The organism is Streptodolium elevatio (assembly GCF_040649515.1).
Lineage (GTDB): Bacteria > Actinomycetota > Actinomycetes > Streptomycetales > Streptomycetaceae > Yinghuangia > Yinghuangia elevatio.
On sequence record NZ_JBEZFP010000011.1, the window covers coordinates 22,025 to 39,458 of the forward strand.

Annotated in this window: 17 protein-coding genes; 5 read left to right on the top strand and 12 right to left on the bottom strand. The window is 72.2% G+C overall.

Going from position 1 to position 17,434, the window contains the following annotated elements:
* Positions 1-34 precede the first annotated feature (34 nt).
* Entirely contained in the window at positions 35-1,060 is a 1,026-nt protein-coding gene (locus AB0C36_RS06335; RefSeq protein ID WP_358350044.1) for a sugar phosphate isomerase/epimerase family protein, read from the bottom strand.
* Positions 1,060-2,214 (bottom strand): Gfo/Idh/MocA family protein, encoded by a 1,155-nt coding sequence (locus AB0C36_RS06340; protein ID WP_358350047.1) that lies wholly within the window; start codon positions 2,212-2,214, stop codon positions 1,060-1,062. The genes AB0C36_RS06335 and AB0C36_RS06340 overlap by 1 nt, the downstream gene beginning before the upstream one ends.
* A gap of 238 nt (positions 2,215-2,452) precedes the next feature.
* Between AB0C36_RS06340 and AB0C36_RS06345 the strand changes: the two genes are divergently transcribed.
* From AB0C36_RS06345 to mscL, 5 genes are all read left to right on the top strand, one after another.
* Positions 2,453-3,232: a GntR family transcriptional regulator gene (locus AB0C36_RS06345; RefSeq protein ID WP_358350050.1), complete on the top strand. Its 780-nt coding sequence runs from the start codon at positions 2,453-2,455 to the stop codon at positions 3,230-3,232.
* Positions 3,233-3,262: 30 nt separating this feature from the next.
* A complete protein-coding gene (locus AB0C36_RS06350) occupies positions 3,263-4,201 on the top strand; it encodes an ROK family protein (RefSeq protein WP_358350052.1) in 939 nt (312 codons plus the stop codon).
* A gap of 190 nt (positions 4,202-4,391) precedes the next feature.
* On the top strand, positions 4,392-4,763 hold the full coding sequence (locus tag AB0C36_RS06355; protein WP_358350055.1) for a hypothetical protein: 372 nt from the start codon (positions 4,392-4,394) through the stop codon (positions 4,761-4,763).
* 374 nt (positions 4,764-5,137) lie between these two features.
* Entirely contained in the window at positions 5,138-5,584 is a 447-nt protein-coding gene (locus AB0C36_RS06360; protein WP_358350242.1) for a dihydrofolate reductase family protein, read from the top strand.
* A 146-nt stretch (positions 5,585-5,730) separates the two neighbouring features.
* A complete protein-coding gene (gene mscL, locus AB0C36_RS06365; protein WP_358350058.1) occupies positions 5,731-6,174 on the top strand; it encodes a large conductance mechanosensitive channel protein MscL in 444 nt (147 codons plus the stop codon).
* Between the two features lie 144 nt (positions 6,175-6,318).
* Here the strand turns inward: mscL and AB0C36_RS06370 are convergent, their stop codons facing one another.
* The 10 genes from AB0C36_RS06370 to AB0C36_RS06415 all read right to left on the bottom strand — a co-directional run bounded on the left by AB0C36_RS06370 (position 6,319) and on the right by AB0C36_RS06415 (position 17,186).
* The gene (locus tag AB0C36_RS06370) at positions 6,319-6,978 is read right to left on the bottom strand and encodes an HAD family hydrolase (RefSeq protein WP_358350060.1); all 660 of its coding nucleotides are present in this window, start codon (positions 6,976-6,978) and stop codon (positions 6,319-6,321) included.
* A complete protein-coding gene (gene proC / locus AB0C36_RS06375) occupies positions 6,975-7,784 on the bottom strand; it encodes a pyrroline-5-carboxylate reductase (protein WP_358350063.1) in 810 nt (269 codons plus the stop codon). The genes AB0C36_RS06370 and proC overlap by 4 nt, the downstream gene beginning before the upstream one ends.
* A 73-nt stretch (positions 7,785-7,857) precedes the next feature.
* Positions 7,858-8,787 (bottom strand): proline dehydrogenase family protein, encoded by a 930-nt coding sequence (locus AB0C36_RS06380; protein WP_358350066.1) that lies wholly within the window; start codon positions 8,785-8,787, stop codon positions 7,858-7,860.
* Positions 8,788-8,924: 137 nt separating this feature from the next.
* Positions 8,925-10,778, bottom strand: coding sequence for a TIGR03767 family metallophosphoesterase (locus AB0C36_RS06385; protein WP_358350067.1), 1,854 nt, complete (start codon positions 10,776-10,778; stop codon positions 8,925-8,927).
* Positions 10,779-10,897: 119 nt separating this feature from the next.
* Complete coding sequence (locus AB0C36_RS06390; protein ID WP_358350070.1) at positions 10,898-11,638, bottom strand: ABC transporter permease; 741 nt, start codon at positions 11,636-11,638, stop codon at positions 10,898-10,900.
* Entirely contained in the window at positions 11,635-12,414 is a 780-nt protein-coding gene (locus AB0C36_RS06395; RefSeq protein ID WP_358350072.1) for an ABC transporter ATP-binding protein, read from the bottom strand. Before AB0C36_RS06395 ends, AB0C36_RS06390 begins: the two co-directional genes overlap by 4 nt.
* A gap of 105 nt (positions 12,415-12,519) precedes the next feature.
* The gene (gene ilvD, locus AB0C36_RS06400; RefSeq protein ID WP_358350075.1) at positions 12,520-14,373 is read right to left on the bottom strand and encodes a dihydroxy-acid dehydratase; all 1,854 of its coding nucleotides are present in this window, start codon (positions 14,371-14,373) and stop codon (positions 12,520-12,522) included.
* Positions 14,374-14,564: 191 nt separating this feature from the next.
* The gene (locus AB0C36_RS06405) at positions 14,565-15,218 is read right to left on the bottom strand and encodes a TetR/AcrR family transcriptional regulator (RefSeq protein WP_358350078.1); all 654 of its coding nucleotides are present in this window, start codon (positions 15,216-15,218) and stop codon (positions 14,565-14,567) included.
* Positions 15,208-16,026 (bottom strand): sugar phosphate isomerase/epimerase family protein, encoded by an 819-nt coding sequence (locus AB0C36_RS06410; RefSeq protein ID WP_358350245.1) that lies wholly within the window; start codon positions 16,024-16,026, stop codon positions 15,208-15,210. Before AB0C36_RS06410 ends, AB0C36_RS06405 begins: the two co-directional genes overlap by 11 nt.
* 227 nt (positions 16,027-16,253) lie before the next feature.
* The gene (locus AB0C36_RS06415) at positions 16,254-17,186 is read right to left on the bottom strand and encodes a Ppx/GppA family phosphatase (RefSeq protein WP_358350081.1); all 933 of its coding nucleotides are present in this window, start codon (positions 17,184-17,186) and stop codon (positions 16,254-16,256) included.
* Positions 17,187-17,434 lie beyond the last annotated feature (248 nt).

Consider the following 17,434-nt stretch of genomic DNA (forward strand, 5'->3'; position numbering starts at 1 on the left):
CCGGATGGCCGGGCTGCCCCTGGCGACCGGGCGGTCAGGTGTAGGCGGTGACCTTGTCGGCCAACCACGTGAGGTTCGCGGCCTGTTCGGCCGCGACCTGCGGGTAGAGGTGTGCCGGGGTGGGCGCGCGGTCCTGCTCGATGAGCAGCCAGCCGCGGTAGCCGTCGCCGCGCAGCAGGTCGGCGACGAACGCGTCGATGTCGACGTCGCCGCGGCCGAACGGCACGCACACGTCGGCCCACCACTCGTCGAAGTCGGTGCGGCGGGCGTCCTTGGCCCGGGTGAGGACGCTGACGTCGACGTCCTTGACGTGCACGTGGTTGATGCGGTCACGCCAGCGGGCGAGGCACTCGACCGGGTCGCCGCCCGCGAGTTGGATGTGCGCGATGTCGAGGGTGACGCCCACCTCGGTCAGTTCGAGGAGGCGGTCGACCTCCCACGGCGACTCGATGAAGGTGCTGATGTGCGGGTGGAACGAGGTACGTAGGCCGTGGCTGCGCGCCAACTCGACTGCCCTGGCGGACAGTTCGGCGATGCGCTCCCAGCCGGCCGGGTCGAGCGCGAGGGAGCGGTCGTCCCACGCGCGCGCCGGGTTGTGCAGAAGGGCCTCACTGCCCTCGTCGGCGAGGATCGCCAGCGGTGCGTCGTCGGCGCTCAGGCCGGACTTCTCCGCGCAGGCGGCGAGTTCGCGGCAGGTCTGGGCCATGCGGGCCATGTCGTGGGCCACGACGTCGTCGCCGAGGGCGTAGTGCACGGGTATGTAGGCCCCGACGGGGGCGAGGCCGTGCGCGGCGAAGAGGTCGGCGGTCCGCTCGGGGGTGCCGAAGAATCCGGGCGGGCCGAGTTCGCTGCCCTGGTAGCCGGCCTCGGCCATCGACTTGAGCAGGGCTTCGGGCGAGGTTCCGTCGCCGCCCGCGGCTTCGCCGTAGACGCCGTAGCTGACGGGGGCGTTGCCGATGCGTATGCCCTGCGGGAGGCGCGCGGCGGTGCGCTTCTGCGCCTCGGTCCGGACGGGCTCGGGTGTTTCGGCCTGCCTGGTTTCGGGTGTCTCGGTGGCCATCAGGCGCCTCCTGCCTCTCCGCCGACGCTGATGCCTTCGCGTGCGGCCAGGGCGGCCAGCAGCGCCTGGAGGCAGCGGACGTCCTCGGCGGCGCCCGCGGCGTCCGAGCGGACCGGTGCGCCGTCGAGCACGGACTTGGCGAACTCCTCCAACTGGCGGACGAATCCGGTGTCGTAGCCGTGCCGTGCGGTGGTGTCGCGGCGTACGCCGTCACCCGCGCGCTCGACCCGCAGGGTGCTGCGTGCGTCGGCGAGGTACGGCGCGGCCATGTCGAGCCGCAGGCGCCCGTCGCGTGCCAGGACGGCGATCTCCTCGCCGTACTCGGGGTGGTCGGGCAGCCAGTTCCAGTTGAGGACGAGGCGGGCGGCGCCGTCCGCGCCGAGCGGCGCGGTGGCCAGCAGGCACGGCGGTTCGCCGGTGACCGGCCAGGGCCACAGCTCGGCGGACTCGAACGTGTCCGGGAGCGTGAAGCCCAGCGCGCGCAGGACGGAGAGCTCGTGGATGACCGAGCCGTTGAGCACGTCGCGGTAGTAGCGGGCCAGTTCGGCGGGGACGTCGCCGAGGGCCTCGGCGGTGCGCTCGGCCTCGTACGCGACGGCCGCGTCGATGACGGCGGTGTCCACGTCGTCGGCGGGCGGGGCCATGCGCAGGTGCTCGACCTGCGGCTCGTCGGCCGGGTGCAGGACCGTGACGCGGACGGTGCGGGGCGTGTCCAGGGCCGCGAGTTCGGCGGCGGCGACGTCGGTGAGCGGGTCGTACATCTTCATGTAGCCGACCTGGAGGACCAGGCCCTTGGCGTCGGCGAGCGCGCCGAGTTCGGCGGCCTCGGCGGCGGTCAGGCACAGCGGCTTCTCGGCGAGGACGTGCTTGCCGGCGTCGAGCGCGGCCCGGGCGTCCCGGGCGTGGGTGCCGGGGGTGGCCAGCAGGACCGCGTCGACGTCTGCGGAGGCCAGGAGCTCGGCGTAGTCGCGGGTCGCCCGTACGCCGGCACCGTTGCGGGCGGCGACGGCCGCCGCCCGGGAGGGCGACAGGTCGCACACCGCTGCGAGCTCGAAGAGCCCGGCGAGGCGGTGGACGGCGGGCAGGTGGACCGACTGCGAGATCGTCCCGGCGCCGACGACGGCGAGGCGGACGGGTTGGCGGCGTACCGGCATAGAGGGTTCCTCGGCTCTGCATCGATCTGGTCGCGCCGCCCTGGGGAGGCGGTCGCGCGGCGTCGGCGTGGTCACGGCCCCGCCGGCTTGTCGCGGCGGCCCCCGGCGGTTTCCGGAATCTCACGTTCCGATTGTCGGCGCCTCGGCGATCCTGCATCACCTCAGACCAGTTAGTCCAGTACTTGGACCACATTCACATCTGGTCTGACAACTGGTCGCCCTGGTACAGTCCCCGGCCATGACCCCCGAAGAGGCTCCGCCCGGCGCCGCACCCGGCGTCGCGCCTGACGCTCCGTCGGCGACCGCCGCGGGCCCGGCCGTTCAGCTCGCGCGGCAGCGGCTGGTCCGGCTCCTGGACGCGCGCGAGTGGATGCCCGGCAGCCAACTCCCGGGCGAGCGCGCGCTGGCCAAGCAGGTCGGCGTCAGCCGCAGCAGCCTGCGCCAGGCGCTGGCGCGACTGGAGGAGGAAGGGCGCGTGTACGCGTCCGCGCAGCGCGGCTGGTTCGTGCGGTCCGACATGGTGAGCGAACCGCCCAGCCTGCTCAAGAGCTTCAGCGAGGTGGCCCGGGCGCGCGGGCTGACCGCGACGGCCCGGGTGCTGTCGCGCGAGACGCGGGCGGCGACGTACGAGGAGGCGCAGCGGCTGCGCACCGCGCCGACGTCGCCGGTGCTGGAGCTGATACGCGTGCGCGGCCTCGACGACGTGCCGGTGTGCGTCGACACGACGGTGATACTCGGCACACACGGCGACAGCCTTCGATCCAATGATTTGACCGATAAATCCCTTTTCTCCCTACTGGAGGACGGGGGCGTCCGCGTCACGCGCAGTGCGTACACCGCCCACGCCGAGGCGGCCGACCACCGGATCGCCGAACTGCTGCACATCCCCGCCGGGAGCCCGGTGCTGGTGTGCGACGAGATCACGCACGACCAGAACGACGCGCCCGTGCTGCTGGGGCGTGCGGTCTACCGGGGGGACGCGTACCGCTTTGAAGCCACCCTGCTGCGCGGCGCCTGAGCCGCCGCCCCCATCCGGAGTCCGACCACTGTGACCAGCACCACGACCACGAAGGGCACCGCGTCCTTGGGCGTCGACGTCGGCGGCACCAAGATCGCCGCCGGGCTCGTGGCACCCGACGGCTCGACGGTCCACCACCGCGAGTGGCCCACCGCGACCGACGACCGCATGCGCGACCCGGGACTGGCCGGAACGGCGCTCGCGGTACGCCGGTTGCTCGCCGACGCCCGCGAACTCGGCTTCGACGTCACCGGCGTCGGCATCGGCCTCCCCGAATATGTGGACGCCGACGGTGTGCTGACGAGCCGTGAGGTCCTGGCCTGGGACGAGCAGCCCGCCGACGTCGTCGCAGCGGAACTCAAGACCGCCGAACTCCCGGGCCTTCCTTACGCGATCGGCTCCGACGTACGCTGCGGAGCCCTGGGCGAGGCCGTCCACGGCGCGGGCCGCGAACTGCGGGACTTCTTCTACGTGTCGCTCGGCACCGGTCTGTCATCGGCCTTCGTGGTCGACGGAACCCCGTGGCCCGGTGCGCGCGGCGAGGCCATCGCCCTGGGCGAGTTCGAGGTCCCGGCCTCCGTCGACCCGGCCTTCGGCGGAAACCTGGAGCGCTTCACCTCGGGACGCGGCATCGGCGACCGCTACACGGCGATCACCGGCCGCCACTGCCCGGGCGCCCGCGAAGTCACGGCCCTCGCCGCCGAAGGTGACGCCGTCGCCCGCGACGTACTGGCATCCGCGGGGCGTGCCTTGGCCACGGTGCTCGCGGCGACCGTACGCCTCCTCGACCCGTCGGCCATCGTGCTGGGCGGCGGACTGGGCACGACGGAGGGCCCGCTGCGGACGGCACTCACCGAGACGTACACCGCGCTCACCGCGATACGCCCCGCCGCCCCGCCGCTATATTCCGCCGAACTGGGCCCCCGAGCGGGCCTCATCGGCGCGGCACTCCTTCCCCGCCCACGCTGACCCCCGGCCCGACAGCAGGGTTGCACCGGGTCCGCAATTGCCGACCCCGCCCCGTCGGACCGCCAAGGCGACCAAACCGACGTAGCGCAGTGGGGAGTGCCGGTCAACGTCATGCGGAACACATTCGGTGACACGTGTGGGGTCGGCTTTCTCCAATAGGGGCAAGGGACTTCGGCGTCACAGTCGGCGCATGAACCTCTCGAGGAAGCTTCTCGTCACCGCAGCCACTCTCGCGATGTCCGCGGGGTCGCTCGCACTCACCACGACGCAGGCGTCGGCGGTCAGCGGCAAGGGCTGCGACTGGCCGAAGGTCTGCTTCTACCTGACGCAGGCCAAGTGGAACGCGAACAGCCCCACCGCCGCGTTCCAGGACATGGACTACTGGCAGACCCTGGGTTCGCAGAGCCGGGGATCCAAGTGGGTCTGGAACTCGCGGAACGACGACGGGGCACTGCTGCACTTCACGGACGGGCACACCATGTGCCTGTCCGCCAACTCGTACGCCTATGTGGGCGGCTACACGGTGGACAAGATCAAGATCGTCAACCCCGCGAACTGCTAGTGCTGTGACCGGAATTCCGGCCCCGGCCGGAACCCCGCCGGACCAGGGCGTGTCCCGCCGGATGTGCGCCGTACGGGACACGCCCGCTGCAAATCCCCCGGGTGATCGGCGATGAGTTCGCCCGCTCCGTCAGGTCTACCTTTCGACGGGGCAATCGACTCGACGGGAGCACATCATGGGCCTCATTCACATCGAGATGTTCGCCACCCTCGACCTCGTGGGGCAGGCGCCCGGCGGGCCCGAGGAGGACCCGGAGGGGTTCGCGTTCGGCGGCTGGCAGGCGCCGCTGATGGACGAGGTCTCCGGCCGGGGCGCAGGTCTACGCCGCGTACGAGGGCACGGACGCCCTCCTGCTCGGCCGGCGGACGTACGACATCTTCGCCGCATACTGGCCGCACCAGGAGGGCGGTCAGGACAACGAGATCGCCGAGCTGTTCAACCGCGTCCCGAAGTACGTGGCCTCGCGAGGCACGCCCGACCTCTCGTGGGCCGGGTCCAAGCAGCTCGGTCCGGACCTCGCCGACGCGGTGCGCGAGATCCGCGACCGGCACGAGCACATCAAGGTCGTCGGGAGCCTGAACCTCGTGCAGACCCTCCTGCGCGAGCGGCTCTTCGACCGCCTCGACCTCTGGGTGCACCCGATCCTGCTCGGCAGCGGGAAGAAGGTGTTCGACGGCGGCGCGGTGCCGACCAACGTCACCCTCCTCGAACCGCCCGCGGCCGGGCCGAGCGGCACCGTGTACCTGCGCTACGGCGTCGCCGACGGGACGCCCGGGACCGGGGACATGAGCGAGCCCGACCGGGGCGTGGTGCGCGGCTGAGGTCGCGTCACGGAGTCCGGTGGAAATACGACGAATCACCCCTGGGTGTTGCCGAGGTGGAATCGGCCCCCGGGAATCGGCAGCATGATCCGTCGGCCTGGCCCCGATCGGCGCCGGCACTCCACCCCGACAATCTGGAGCCCCCGGTGTTCAAGGGATTCCGCAACTTCCTCCTGCGCGGCAACGTCGTCGACCTGGCGGTCGGCATCGTGATCGGCGCGGCCTTCACGGCCGTTGTCACAGGGTTCGTCACCGCGTTCCTCACCCCGCTGATCGGCGTCGCCACCGGCGCGGTCGGCGACTTCAGCAAGCAGACCTTCACCGTGGCGGACACGGACTTCCCGTACGGCGCCTTCCTCAATGCGCTGATCAGCTTCGTCCTGGTCGCCGCGGTGATCTACTTCGTCGTGGTCATGCCGGTGACCAGGCTCCAGGCCCGGTTGGACGGCGACAAGGCAGCCGTCAAGACGAAGTGCCCGGACTGCCTGAGCAGCATCCCCTCGGCGGCCGTCCGCTGCGCCCACTGCACCAGCGAACTGGCCGGCCGCCCCGGCTTCCCCGCGCAGGCCCGGGCGACGGTCGCGCCCTGACGCCGGCTGACCGCAGGCTGTAGCGCGGGTGGTTTCCGCGGGCCCCGGTTCGGGGCTCGCGGAAACCACCCGTTGGCCGTTTCGGGCCCGGCTTGGGGATCCGCCCGAACGGAGGAAATCCGAACTGCCTCGAAATTCCGGCCGTCACAGGCCCAGGAGGGCCGGGACCTCGGTCATCGCGGCGAAGAGCGCGTCGGCATCCGCGAGGCGTCCGGGCGGGGTCAAGGCGGTGTGGCCGTAGACACGCATTCCGGCGGCGCGGGCGGCGGTCACGCCCAGCGGGCTGTCCTCGATCACCGCGCAGTCCTCGGGCGCGAATCCCATCTTCTCGGCGGCCAGGAGGAACAGGTCGGGCGCCGGCTTGCCGTGTGCCACGTCCTGGCTGCTGAAGATGACCGCGTCGGCGAAGCGGTCGATGAGGCCGGTGGTGGTGAGCGTGAGGCGGATGCGCTCGTGCGTACCGGAGGAGGCGACGCAGTAGGGGATGTCCGCCGCGACCAGCGCGTCGAGGAGGTCGGACACCCCTGCCACCGCGACGAGCTCGGCGCGGAAGGCGGCGAACGCTGCTTGGTGGTAGGCGTCTTCGAACGCGGACGGGAGGTCGCTGCCGTGGCGTTCGCGGACCCTCGCGCGGACCAGGGCCATGGATCCGCCCATGTAGTCGCGGATCGCCTCTTCGGTGGTGGTCGGCACGCCGTAGCCGGTGAGGAGGTCGGCCATGACGGCGTTGGCGATGCGCTCGCTGTCGACGAGGACTCCGTCGTTGTCGAAGATCACCAGGCCGGGACGGGGAACCCGGGTCACTTGAGGCCCTCCGCCAGCTCCTTCGAGCGGTTGGCGGCGGCTTCGAGGGCGGCGAGCAGGGCCGCACGTACGCCGTGGTTCTCCAGTTCACGGATCGCCGCGATGGTGGTGCCGGCCGGCGAGGTGACCGCCTCGCGCAGCAGCGCCGGGTGCTCGCCGGAGTCGCGGAGCATCACGGAGGCGCCCACGGCGGCCTGCACGATGAGGTCGTGCGCGGCGGCGCGCGGCAGGCCGAGCAGGATTCCGGCGTCGGTCATCGCCTCGACGAGGAGGTAGAAGTACGCGGGGCCCGAGCCGGACAGCGCGGTGACGGCGTCCTGCTGCTTCTCGGGGACGCGGATCGTCTTGCCGACGCCCTGGAAGATCTCCTCGGTGCGCTTGAGGTGGTCCTCGGTGGCGTGCGCGCCCGCCGAGATCGCGCTCATCGCCTCGTCCACCAGCGCCGGGGTGTTGGTCATGACGCGGACGACCGGCGTGCCGGGCGCGAGCCGGGCCTCCAGGTACGCGGTCGGGATGCCGGCGGCGCCGGACACGACCAGGCGGTCCGCCGGGACCTGCGCGCCGAACTCGTCGAGCAGCGCGCCCATGTCCTGCGGCTTGACGGTGAGGATGAGGGTGTCGGCGGCCTCCGCGGCCTCCGCGTTGCCCACCGCCTCGACGCCGTAGCGGTCGTGGAGTTCCTTGGCCCGCTCCGGGCGGCGCGCGGTGACCATGAGGTCGCCGGGGCGCTTGCCGCCGCGCAGCATGCCGGACAGCAGTGCCTCGCCGATCTTGCCGGCGCCGATCACCGCGACCCGCTGGGTCATGTGCTCCACCTCTGTCTCTCCGAATCCCGGTCCGCGTGCTTGTCCACGCGACCGCGCGCCTCCGCCGACCGGGCTATCCCCGGCCGGCGAGGGAGCGCAGGAAGAACGTCATGTTGGCGGGCCGCTCGGCCAGACGGCGCATGAGATACCCGTACCACTGGTCACCGTACGGCACGTACACGCGCACTCTTTCGCCCTGGGCGGCCAGGCGGGTCTGCTCACCGGGCCGGACGCCGTACAGCATCTGGTACTCGTAGGTGCCCGGTTCGCGGCGGTTGCGGGCGGCGAGCATGCCGGTCAGTTCGATGATGCGGGGGTCGTGGGTGGCGACCATGGGGTAGCCGCCGCCCGCCATCAGGACCTTGAGGCAGCGCACGTAGTTGCGGTCCACGTCGGCGCGGTCGGTGTAGGCGACGGAGGCGGGTTCGTCGTACGCGCCCTTGCACAGACGCACGCGCGATCCCGTGCCCGCGAGGTCCCGGCAGTCGCCCTCGGTGCGCCGCAGGTACGCCTGGAGCACCGCCCCGACCCACGGGTAGTCCGCCCGCAGTTCGCGCAGCGCGGCCAGGGTCGCATCGGTGGTCGCGTGGTCCTCCATGTCGAGGGTGACGGTCGTGCCGCACGTCTTGGCCGCCTCGCAGATGGCGCGCGCGTGGTCGAGCGCGATGGCCTCGCCGTCGCCGGGCAGGTAGCGGCCGATGGCCGACAGTTTCACGGACACCTCGGCGTGGCCCGCGAGTCCGGCGTCGTCGAGGCGGCCGAGGAGGGTGACGTACGCGTCGCGCGTCGCCCGTGCGCGCGCCGGGTCGAGGGTGTCCTCGCCGAGGTGGTCGATGCTGGCGTACAGGCCTTGCGCGGCCAAGTGCTCGGTCACGCGCACCGCGTCGAACGTACGCTCGCCCGCGACGAACCGGTGGACGAGGGAGCGCGTGACGGGAGCGGTCTCGACGAGGCTCTTGACCTTGTCGCTCCGGGACGCGGAAAGCAGGACCTGGCGCAGCACGGGACCTCGCTTCGGGACGGCGCCGGACGGGCGGCGCCTCGCAACGGCGTGGGGACGCGGGCGGCCGGTGCGGCCTCCCACGTCCCCACAGTAAGTCCGAATGCGTCCGATTTGCCGGATCCGTTCGGGTCCTGGTGTCAGCTCCTGACCCAGGCCGGCGCCGCCAGCAGCAGCTCGACGTTGCGGTCCGACGCCTTGCCGCGCTTGCCGTCCTCGGCCGGGTCCTTGCGCTCGCGCTCCTGCCAGTCGTTGGCGGCCAGCTCACGGGACAGCGAGGCCAACGCCAGCGGGTCGTCGATGCGGCGGGCCAGGTCCGCCGGGGCGGCGCTGTCGACGATCGTGCCGAAGACCGACAGCGTGCCGTCGCCGTTGTCGGCGATCTCGACGATGCGCGCCTGCTGCGGCCAGTCGATGTGCGCGGCCGTGTTGACCTCCCAGAACCCGCCCGGCACCGGGCTGCCGGCCGCCCGCGCGTGGGGGCGCACGGTGTTGCGGTGCGAGTGCCCGTTCACCCACGCGACGACGTTCGGGAAGCGCTTGAGCAGTTCGACCACCTTCGGGCCGAGCACGCGGTCGGGGCCGTTGGCGTTGTCCATCGACGTGGACGTGTGGTGGCTGAAGACCACGAACAGCTTGTCCTGGACCGCGTTCTGCACCTCCTTGCCCTGCTCGTCGAGGTAGCGCGAGCTGTTGGCCTTGAGCTGGCCCTCCAGCCACGCGTACTGCGCGGCGTCGAGCGACCCCTCGGAGCCGCCGTTGGTGTTGACGGTGTCGAGCGTGATGCAGCGCACGCGGTCGTGGTCCACGGCGTAGTACGCGGTGCCCGCGCTGACGTTCTCCTGCGTGAAGCCGTGCCCCTCGGGCTTTCCGGCCGTGCGGAAGTGCTCCTTGACCGTCTCGGTGCGCGTGACCGGGCGCCGGTCCGGGTCGGCGGCGACCGGGCGCGACGGACCGGACAGCAGCGTCTGCACGGCCTGCTGGTTGCCGCCCTGCACCTGGACCAGGAGCCCCACGAGGTTGACGCCCGGCGCGAGGCCGGTCACCTTGCGGTCGCCGACCGCGGCCTTCATGATCGCCTCGCCGGGCAGCAGGTTCCCCTGCGCGAGGCCGTCGTGGTTGCCGTACGCGCTGTACCAGGGCGTCTTGAGGCCGGTGGCCTTGAAGGGCTTGCGGGCGGCGTCGAGCAGGCCCGGCACGGTCGGGAAGCCGTACTTGGCACGCGCGACGTCGTCGGCGGCGCCGGGCGGGGTGCCGTCGGGGTGCCAGTAGCGCTCGTCGTAGGCGATGTGGTCCGCGACGCCCTCGTACTTGTTCAGGTCGCCGGAGTCCGGGCGGACGTCCTTGCCGCCGTCCAGCACATCGATGTACCAGCGCAGTTCGTTGTACTGAACGTTGTCGGTGTTGTCGCCGGTGACGATCGTGAAGGCGACCGGAGCGCCGGTCACCGGGCCCTTCTCGATCTTGTTCACCGCCCGCACCATCGCCTCGGCGACCTGCGCCGACAGCATCTCCTGTGCGCGGTACGCCCCCTCGACCGGCAGCAGCGCCGCGAACGGCTCGCCGGGGTCGCGGTTCCGGTCCAGGAACTCCACCCGCGCGGGCGACTGGCAGTCGAGGATGTGCAGGTCGCTGAGCTGCGTGAACGCGATGACCGGCTTGCGCGTCGCGGCACGCGCCTTGACCGCGGCCTCCCCCGCCGCGTCGGGCGCGACCAGGTCGCCGCGCAGGACGTACGGCTCGCCCGGCCCCTCGACGACCTTGCGGTAGCCGCCCGCACCCTCCGGGCCGAGCACGAGCGTGCGCTCGACGGTGGTGGCCCACGCGTTGGGCTCGACGGGCGAGCCGGCGGGCTGCTGCGAGCCGGGAGTGCCGTCCTTCGGCGGGTCCTTCTTGTCGTCGTCGTCCGAGCAGCCGGTGAGCGCTGCGCCGCCGCCCACGGCCGCGGCTCCCACCGCGGTGTACCGCAGGACTTCCCGCCGACTCACACCCATGGCGCGGCCTCCCCTGATGTTGTTGCGACATGCCCGGTCGACATGACGGCTCGACAAGCTGCACGCACAACCGGCCGGTGACCAGTGCGTGATTACCGGCGGGTTTTGCTCCGACAGTTCTACCTGGTGCGGCGGCGCAGGGTCAGGGCACCCAGCGCAACTGCGGCCACAACGCAACCCGCGATGACCCCGATGTCGCGCAGCAGCAGACCGTCCACGCCGCTCTCGTTGCTCACCCGGTTCATCGCGTCGACCGCGTACGACAGCGGCATCAGGTCCGAGATGACCTCCAGCACCGGCTGCATCTGGTCGCGCGGCACGAACAGCCCGCACAGCAGGAACTGCGGCAGGACGACGGCCGGCATGAACTGCACGGCCTGGAACTCGGTATTGGCGAATGCGCTCACCAGCAGGCCCAGCGCGATCCCGAGCATGGCGTCGAGCACCGCGACCAGCAGCACCAGCCACGTCGACCCGGCCACGTCGAGGCCGAGCAGGCCGATCGCCAGGCCGGTGGCGAGGACCGCCTGCACGACCGCGACGAGGCCGAAGGCCAGGCCGTACCCGCCGATGATGTCGAACTTGCGGATCGGCATGGTGAGCAGCCGCTCCAGGGTGCCCGTCGAACGCTCGCGCAGCGTGGCGACCGAGGTCACCAGGAACATCACGATGAACGGGAAGATGCCCAGCAGCGGGCCGCCGATCTTGTCGAACATGTGCGGCTGACCGTCGTAGAGCCAGCGCAGCAGCGCCAGCAGCACGCACGGCACCACGAGCATCAGGGCGATCGTGCGGGGGTCGTGGCGCAGTTGGCGCAGGACGCGCCCGGCGGTGGCGGTCATCGGCGTCATCGGCGTCATCGCGCGGCCCCTTCGCCCTCGGCGCCGCCCGCGGTGCCGTCTGCGGGCTCGCTCTCGATCAGCGCCAGGAACGCCGCCTCCGCGTCCTTGGCACCGGTACGTTCCAGCAGCCCGTCCGGCGTTTCCTGGGCGAGGAGTTCGCCGTCGCGCATCAGCAGCAGGCTCTGGCAGCGCTCCGCCTCGTCCATGACGTGGCTCGACACCACCAGCGTCACGCCGTCGCGCGCAAGCCGGTGAAAGACGTCCCACAGATCGCGGCGCAGGACCGGGTCGAGGCCGACCGTCGGCTCGTCCAGCACGAGCAGTTCGGGCGTACCGAGCAAGGCGGCGGCGAGCGAGACGCGGGCGCGCTGACCGCCGGACAGGTGCGCGACCTGCGAGTCCCGGTACGCGGCGAGGTCGACCTCCTCGGTCACCCGGTCGATGTCGCGCTTCGGCGCCCGCAGCAGCGCGGCGAAGTAGCGCAGGTTCTCGTGGACGCTCAGGTCCGCGTACACCGACGGCGCCTGCGTCACGTACCCCACGCGGTCCCGCAGGCGCTTGTCCCCGGCGGGCAGGCCCAGGACGTCCAGCCGCCCGCGTACGTTGGCCTGCACCCCGGTCAGGGCTCGCATGAGAGTGCTCTTGCCGCAGCCGCTGGGCCCCAGCAGCCCGGTCACGCTCCCCCGCGGCACGGTGAACGCCAGATCGCGCAACACGCGCCGGCCGCCGCGCTCCACGTTCAGCCCGTCGGCGACGATCGCGTCCGCCGAATCGCCGTCAGCCGCCTTCGCCATGTGCCGAATATCGGGGGCCCCACGCGCCCCGTCAAGCACCGTGGCCCCGTACCCAGGGGCGGGTCGGGGCCTACGGCGTACGGCGAATCGGGGCGCTCGGCGCTCTCAGTCGAGCAGGGAGACGTCGCGGACGGCGCCCTTGTCGGCGGAGGTGGCCATCGCGGCGTAGGCCTTGAGGGCCGTGCTGACCTCGCGGTCGCGGTTCACCGGACGGTACTTGCCGAGGGTGGCGAGCAGCTTCTCGCGGCGGGCGTCCAGCTCGGCGTCGGAGACGTCGAGGGAGATCGAGCGGTTCGGGATGTCGATGGAGATGGTGTCGCCGTCCTCGACCAGGGCGATCACCCCGCCGGCCGCCGCCTCCGGGGAGACGTGGCCGATGGACAGGCCCGAAGTGCCGCCGGAGAAGCGGCCGTCGGTGATCAGCGCGCACTTGGCGCCGAGACCGCGGCCCTTCAGGAAGGACGTCGGGTAGAGCATCTCCTGCATGCCGGGGCCGCCCTTGGGGCCCTCGTAGCGGACGACGACCACGTCGCCCTCCTTGACCCGCTTGGTGAGGATCGCCTCGACGGCGTCCTCCTGCGACTCGACGACGACCGCCGGGCCGGAGAAGGTCCAGATGGACTCGTCGACGCCCGCGGTCTTCACGACACAGCCGTCCACGGCCAGGTTGCCGACCAGGATGCCCAGGCCGCCGTCCTTGCTGTACGCGTGCGCGGCGTCGCGGATGCAGCCCTTCTCGACGTCGAGGTCCAGCGTCTCCCAGCGCGCGGACTGGCTGAACGCGGTGGCCGAGCGCACGCAGCCGGGGGCGGCGTGGAACAGCTCGACGGCCTCGGGCGACGGCGAACCGCCGCGCACGTCCCACGTCTTGAGCCACTCGGCGAGCGAGTCGGCGTGCACCGCGTGCACGTTCTCGTGCAGCAGGCCCGCCCGCTGCAACTCGCCCAGCAGCGCCGGGACGCCGCCGGCGCGGTGCACGTCCTCGACGTGGTACGGCGCGTTGTTGGGGGCGACCTTGGCCAGGCACGGCACGCGGCGCGACAGGGCGTCGATGTCGCCCATGTCGAAGTCGACCTCGCCCTCCTGCGCGGCGGCCAGCAGGTGCAGGATCGTGTTGGTCGAGCCGCCCATCGCGATGTCGAGCGCCATGGCGTTCTCGAACGCGTCACGGGTGGCGATGCTGCGCGGCAGGACGGTCTCGTCGTCCTGGTCGTAGTAACGCTTGCACAGCTCGACCGCGGTGGCGCCGGCCTGCTCGTACAGCGCCTTGCGGGCGGTGTGCGTGGCGAGCACCGAGCCGTTGCCGGGCAGGCCCAGGCCCATGGCCTCGACCAGGAAGTTCATCGAGTTCGCGGTGAACATGCCCGCGCAGGAGCCGCAGGTCGGACACGCGGCTTCCTCGATGCGCTCCAGGTCCTCGTCGGAGACGGCGTCGGACGCGGAGTCGGAGATCGCGGTGATCAGGTCGAGGTGCGCGCGGACCGTGCCGTCGACCATGACGGCCTTGCCGGCCTCCATCGGGCCGCCGGACACGAACACGGTCGGGATGTTGAGCCGCATGGCGGCCATCAGCATGCCCGGGGTGATCTTGTCGCAGTTGGAGACGGCCACGAAGGCGTCCGCCTGGTGCGCGTTGACCATGTACTCGACGGCGTCGGCGATCAGCTCGCGCGACGGCAGCGAGTAGAGCATGCCGCTGTGGCCCATCGCGATGCCGTCGTCGACGGCGATCGTGTTGAACTCGCGCGGAATGCCGCCCGCGGCCTTGATCGCCTCGGACACGATGCGGCCGACGGGGGCGAGGTGGGTGTGGCCCGGTACGAACTCGGTGAAGCTGTTCGCGACCGCGATGATCGGCTTCCCGAAGTCCTCGCGCTCGACGCCCGCGGCGCGCAGCAGCGCGCGGGCGCCCGCCATGTTGCGGCCGTGGGTGACCGTCCGAGACCTCAGTTGCGGCACTGGGCACACCCTCTCGCTCGTAGTCCTGGTCGACGGCACGCCCGGGGACCGTGGGGCCGGGCTTCCGACGACTGCGGTACTCCGAGCTTACGTCCGTGCCGCGAAGGCTGTGGGGGACGTCCAGGATGCGACCATGACGCGGTCGGGACGCGGTCGTGGCGCGGCCGTGCGCGGCGGGCTCGCGAGGGCGGTCAGTCCCCGCAGAGGTAGCGCTGGAGGGTCGGGCCGACCGATGCCACCAGGGTGTCGACGTCGGTGCTCGCGACCGGCTCCATGCACAGGACGTACCGCGTGAAGGCGAGTCCCATCAGCTGCGCGCCGCACAGGTTCGCGCGCAGGAGGGCGTCGGGGGCGTCCAGCTCGCGGGCCAGCCGGCGGACCAGCTCGGTGGTCATGAAGTCGCTGATCACGCCGGCCGCGGCATCGCCCGACAGGACCGTGCGCAGCAGCGCGAGCAGGCGCGGCTGGATCTCCGGGTCCTCCCACAGGGCGAAGAAGTAGCGCGCCAGGCGCTCGCCCATCTCGTCCGGTCCCCCGGCAAGCACGTCCGGCACCAGGCTGTCCGGGTCGAACGGCAGGTCCAGGGCAGCGACGAACACGCTCTCCTTGGGGCCGAAGTAGTGGTGCACGAGGGCGGGGTCGACGCCCGCGGTACGGGCGATGCCGCGTACCGACGTGCCCGCGTAGCCCGCCCGGGCGAACTCGGACCGTGCGGCGTCGAGGATCAGGCGCCGGGTGTCGGCCGCACCACTGCGGCGGCCCGCCGGGCGGCCGGGGCCGCGACGGCGCGGGAAGCCGTCCGGCTCGGCGGCGTCGCTCGGCCCGCCGGGCAGGTCACCGGCCATATCCGGGGACCTCGGCAGGCGCCGCGAGGTGCAGGCGCGTGAAGGCGAGCGCCTCGGCGAGGTCCGCCTCACGTTCCGCGCGCGAGGTGATGCGGCGCGTGTTGACCTCCAGCACGACCGTGCCGGCGAACGACTGCCGGGCCAGCCGCTCCAGCAGCTCGGCACACGGCTGCGTGCCGCGGCCGGGGATGAGGTGCTCGTCCTTGATCGAGCCGCTGCCGTCGGCGAGGTGCACGTGTCCGAGGCGGCGGTCCATCTTGGCGGCCAGCGCCATGGCGTCGACGCGCGAGGTGGCGGTGTGCGACAGGTCGAGGGTGAAGTGCCGGAAGTCCTCGTCGGTGGGATCCCAGTCGGGCGCGTACGCGGCGACCTCCTTGTCCCGGTACCGCCACGGGTACATGTTCTCCACCGCGAACATCACGTCGGTCTCGTCGGCCATGCGGTGGATGCCACGGACGAAGTCCCGGGCGTACCCGCGCTGCCAGCGGAACGGCGGGTGCACGACGACGGTCCGCGCGCCGAGGCGCTCCGCCGCGACACGGGCGCGCACGAGCTTGTCCCATGGGTCGGTGCCCCACACGCGCTGGGTGATCAGCAGGCACGGCGCGTGCACCGCGAGCACCGGGACGCCGTGGTGGTCCGAGAGCCGCCGCAGGGCCTCTATGTCCTGGCTGACGGGGTCGGTCCAGACCATGACCTCGACGCCGTCGTAGCCCAGCCGCGCCGCCATCTCGAAGGCGTCGGCGGTCGTGTCGGGGTAGACGGACGCGGTGGACAGGGCGATCTTGGCGTCCGGGACACGCAGGATGGCGTCCGGTACGCGCGCTTCCGTGGCGGGCACGGCCGCGACCGTCGGCACCGCGAGCCCGTTGGCGGGGCGGTGCGCGTAGTGATCGAGGGGATCCCTGGGGTCGGCCACGTCGCCAAGAGTAGAACGCGTGAACGGCGTCGGGACCCCCTACGCGCACGTTCGGCGCGCGCTGACCTGGAACGTCCCGTTCCGCCCGGGACCGCGGAGCCCCCGGAACCGGTCCCTCAGTGGCCCGCCATCCAGTCCAGCCGCCGCAGGATGATGCCCTCCCGCAGCGCCCACGGGCAGATCTCCAACTGCTGCACGTTGAGCAGGTCCAGCGCGGCGTCGGCGACGACGGCGCCCGCCACCAGTTGCGAGGCCCGGCCCTCGGAGACGCCGGGGAGCGCGGCGCGCTCGTCCGAGGTCATCGCCGCCAGACGCGGCAGCCACTCGGCCAGCGAGGCCCGGGTCAACACGCGCTTGATGTACGGCCCCTCGCTCGACGCCGGAGCCCCCGCGATCCGGGCGAGCTGCTTGAAGGTCTTGGAGGTGGCCACGACGTGGTCGGGACGGCCCAGCCTGGCGAACTCGGCCACGGTGCGGGCGATTTCGGTGCGGACGTGCTTGCGCAGCACGCGTACCTCGTCGGCTCCGGGCGGGTCGCCGTGCAGCCACGCGCGGGTCAGGCGCCCGGCGCCGAGCGGCAGCGAGACGGCGGCGTCCGGCTCCTCGTCTATCCCGGCGGCGACCTCCAGCGAGCCGCCCCCGATGTCGAGGACCAGAAGGCGGCCGGAGGACCAGCCGAACCAGCGGCGTACCGCGAGGAAGGTGAGCCGGGCCTCGTCGGCGCCGGTCAGTACCTGAAGGTCGACGCCGGTCTCGCGGCGGACCCGGGCGAGCACGTCCTCACCGTTGGGCGCCTCGCGCAGCGCGGACGTCGCGAACGGCAGCAGGTCCTCGACGCCCTTGTCCTCGGCCACTTCCAGCGCGTCCGCGACGGTCTCGACCAGGCGCTCCACCCCTGGCTCCCCGAGGTGGCCGTCCGGCTCCAGGAGCTCGGCGAGCCGCAGATCGGTCTTGTGGGAGTACGCCGGGAGCGGCCGGGCGCCCGGATGGGCGTCGACCACGAGCAAGTGGACTGTGTTGGAGCCCACGTCGAGTACACCGAGTCGCATGTTCGACGCCAGGACCTCTCGTTCGGATCTTGCCGGGTGGGTCGCGTCGCGCCGGGCCCCGGCGGCCCGTTCTGCGTGCGTGCGAAGGCAACGCGCAGGGCCGCAGCTCGGCACCGATCGTACTCGCCCGGCCCTGCGGAGCCGGAGTGTATGGGGGCAGAGCATGTGGTGGGGGGCGTACGGGCGGGGTGCGCCGGATGCGCAACCCGGGGGCGCGTGCGAGGAGCGGTGGTGGTCGCGGGCGGGCG